Raw genomic sequence first — 3,493 nt, 5'->3', positions numbered from 1 at the left:
CACCGCGTCGGTTGCCGCGGCGGTGCTGACGGCCTGGCCCTTGGCGGCCAGGTCGGCAGTGAACACCCCATCATCCAGCACCGCATGCACGGCGTCTTCCACCGCGGCCGCTTCGGCTTCCAGCCCCAGCGAATGGCGCAGCAGCATCGCGGCGCTGAAGATTGTCGCGTACGGATTGGCGATGCCCTTGCCGGCGATGTCCGGGGCCGAACCGTGGATGGGCTCGTAAATGCCCACCGCACCGGGCTCGCCCAGCGAGGCCGACGGCAGCAGGCCCAGCGAACCGGCCAGCATCGAGGCCTCATCGGTGAGGATGTCGCCGAACATGTTCTCGGTGACGATCACGTCGTACTCGCGTGGCTTGGCCAGCAGGTGCATGGCCATCGAATCGACCAGCTGGTGCTCCAGCGCCACGTCCGGGAATTCTTCGCGGCCGATGCGTGCGGCCACGTCGCGCCACAGGCGCGAGGTTTCCAGTACATTGGCCTTGTCCACCGAGGTGACCTTGCCGCGACGCTGCTGGGCCAGGCGGAAGGCGCTGCGCAGCACGCGCTCGATCTCGGCCACGGTGTAGCGGCACAGGTCGCTGGCACTGTCGGCATCGCGGGTCTTGTCGCCGAAGTAGATGCCGCCGGTCAGTTCGCGCACCACCACGAAGTCCACGCCCTGCAGCAGCTCGGCCTTGATCGGCGAGGCGTGCAGCGCGGCCTCGTGGGTACGCACCGGGCGCAGGTTGGCATACAGGCCCAGCGCCTTGCGGATCGCCAGCAGGCCCTGTTCCGGGCGCACCTTGGCGTTCGGGTCGGACCACTTCGGGCCGCCGACCGCGCCCAGCAGCACCGCATTGGCGGCCTGGCAGGCGGCCAGCGTCGACGCCGGTAGCGGTTCACCGTGGCGGTCGATGGCGATGCCACCGATGTCGTGCTCGCTGAAGGTGAAGGTGTGGTTGAAGCGTCCGGCGACCGCCTTCAGGACGGCAACTGCCGCGGCGGACACTTCCGGGCCGATGCCATCACCGGGCAGGACAACAATTTCAGCGTGCATGCTCACTCTCGTAACGTTCGATTTCAGGGACACGGCCCAACAGATACCCCAACTGGTCGACGCCTTCCAGCAGGCAGGTCTGCGAGAAGCCATCCAGCGGGAAGGAATAGACCTGGCCATCGGGGGTGCGCAGTTCGCGCGCAGCCACGTCGATGGTCAGCGCATCGTCCGGGCGCTGCATCAGCGCCTGTACGTCGGCCTCGTCCAGCACGATCGGCAGCAGGCCGTTCTTCAGCGCGTTGCCGCGGAAGATGTCCGCGATCTCGCTGCTGACGATGGCACGCAGGCCCAGGTCGGTCAGCGCCCACGGTGCATGCTCGCGCGAAGAACCGCAGCCGAAGTTGCGGCCCGCCAGCAGGATGCTGCGGCCGGCGTTGTGCGGCTGGTTGAAGGCGAAGTCGGCCACCGGCGAACCATCAGCTTGCCAGCGCCAGTCGTTGAACGCGTTGCGACCCAGCCCGGCACGCTCGGTGGTGGACAGGAACCGCGCCGGGATGATCTGGTCGGTGTCGATGTTGGTCTGGCGCAGCACCACGCTGGCCGAGGTCAGGGTACGGAAACCGGCCATCACGCCACCTCCTGTGCGAACAGTTCGCGGGTGTCGGCAACGTGCCCGTTCACCGCGGCCCACGCCGCGCTCATCGGCGAGGCCAGCAGCGTGCGCGAACCGGGCCCCTGCCGGCCTTCAAAATTGCGGTTGCTGGTACTCACGGCCAGCTGGCCGGGGGCGACCAGATCGCCGTTCATCGCGATGCACATCGAGCAGCCCGGCTCGCGCCATTCGGCACCGGCCGCGCGCACGATCTCGTGGATGCCCTCGGCCTCGGCCTCGCGCTTGACGATCTCCGAGCCCGGTACCACCAGCATGCGTACGCGCTCGGCAACACGACGGCCGCGCAGCACCTGTGCGACTTCGCGCATGTCGCTCAGGCGGCCGTTGGTGCACGAACCAACGAACACTACGTCCACCGGTGTGCCCGCCAGCGCCTTGCCGGCCTGGAAGTGCATGTAGTCCAGGCCCTTCTGTGCGGCGGCATCGTTGGCGGCGGGAATCGGCGCATCCACGGCGATCGCGGTACCCGGATGCGTACCCCAGGTCAGGGTCGGGCGGATGTCGGCGGCGTCGATGTGCACTTCGCTGTCGAAGCGCGCGCCGTCATCGCTGCGCAGCTGTTGCCAGCGCGCCACGGCAGCGTCGAAGTCGGCGCCCTTGGGGCCGCGCGGCGTAGCGGCGACGAAGTCGAAGGTGACCTGGTCGGGCGCGACCATGCCGGCGCGTGCACCGGCCTCGATCGACATGTTGCACAGGGTCATGCGCTGTTCCATGTCCATCGCTTCGATGGTGCTGCCACGGAACTCGATCACGTGGCCGGTGCCGCCGTTGACGCCGATCACGCCGATGATGTGCAGGACCACATCCTTGGCGCCGACGCCGGGTGCCAGCGCACCGTCAACGGTGATCGCGAAGGTCTTGGCTTTGCGCTGCAGCAGGCACTGCGTGGCCAGCACGTGGCCGACCTCGCTGGTGCCGATGCCGAAGGCCAGCGAGCCGAATGCACCGTGGGTGGAGGTGTGGCTGTCACCGCAGACGATGGTCATGCCCGGCTGGGTGAAGCCCTGTTCCGGCGCAATGACATGGACGATGCCGCGGTTGTCCGAGGCCATGTCGAACAGTTCGATGCCGTGCTCGGCGCAGTTTCGCGCCAGGGTTGCGACCTGTGCCTCGGAAGCGGCGCTGGCGTAGGGCAACGTGCCGTCGGCCGCAGTCGGCAGGGTCGGCGTGGAGTGGTCCATCGTCGCCTTGGTGCGGTCCGGCCGGCGCGGCGCCAGGCCGCGCTCGCGCAGTTCGGTGAATGCCTGCGGCGAGGTGACCTCATGGATCAGGTGCAGGTCGATGTACAGCACGGCGGGTGCGCTGTCGGATTCGGGAACCACCACGTGGGCGTCCCACAGTTTGTCGTACAGGGTGCGGGGTGCGGAAGTCATGCGTATGCCTGGCAGAAGTACGAAGTTGCGAACATCAGGAATGAATATGAAAGGGTCAAGTCAGCGACGGCGGGCGAGGACCCGCAGCCGCACGTAGTCGGCCAGCGGCTGGCCGAATGCGTCACGAGGCAACTCGGCAAGCAGGCTAGTAGCCGCCTCGCGCACGGTGGCGCGGGCCTCGGCGGGCAGGTCATCCAGCAGTGGCGCGGCGAATACCCGCAGCCAGCCGGCCACGCCGGTCGGCAGCGGGGTCGGGCGCGGCGTGCATTCGATCAGTTGCACCTGGAAGCCATGCTGGCGCAGGCGGTCGGCATAGGCATCGGCGGTCGGGAAGTACCACTGGAAGGTGCTGGCGCCATGGCCGTGGGCCACGCGTGCGGCCTGTACCGCCGCGACGATCGTGCCACGTTGCCATGGCCGCCGAACTCGGCGACGAAGCGGCCACCGGGGCGCAGCGCGCGAC

Annotated in this window: 3 protein-coding genes and 1 pseudogene; all 4 read right to left on the bottom strand. The window is 68.4% G+C overall.

Features of this window, described 5'->3' with window-relative positions:
* Nucleotides 1-1,044 (bottom strand): 3-isopropylmalate dehydrogenase (leuB, locus tag ABGA94_RS08495; protein ID WP_375367006.1); only part of this gene is annotated, 1,044 nt, incomplete at its 3' end.
* Nucleotides 1,034-1,612, bottom strand: coding sequence for a 3-isopropylmalate dehydratase small subunit (leuD, locus tag ABGA94_RS08490; RefSeq protein ID WP_005419117.1), 579 nt, complete (start codon nucleotides 1,610-1,612; stop codon nucleotides 1,034-1,036). The genes leuD and leuB, both read right to left, overlap by 11 nt.
* Nucleotides 1,612-3,030 (bottom strand): 3-isopropylmalate dehydratase large subunit, encoded by a 1,419-nt coding sequence (leuC, locus tag ABGA94_RS08485; protein ID WP_375367005.1) that lies wholly within the window; start codon nucleotides 3,028-3,030, stop codon nucleotides 1,612-1,614. Before leuC ends, leuD begins: the two co-directional genes overlap by 1 nt.
* A gap of 60 nt (nucleotides 3,031-3,090) precedes the next feature.
* A pseudogene (locus tag ABGA94_RS08480) lies at nucleotides 3,091-3,493 on the bottom strand (SAM-dependent methyltransferase); the annotation flags it as partial.

The organism is Stenotrophomonas sp. 3diitr2024 (assembly GCF_042136455.1).
Lineage (GTDB): Bacteria > Pseudomonadota > Gammaproteobacteria > Xanthomonadales > Xanthomonadaceae > Stenotrophomonas > Stenotrophomonas sepilia.
The sequence above is the reverse complement of the archived record's forward strand: the minus strand, read 5'-3'. Positions and strand labels throughout refer to the sequence as shown.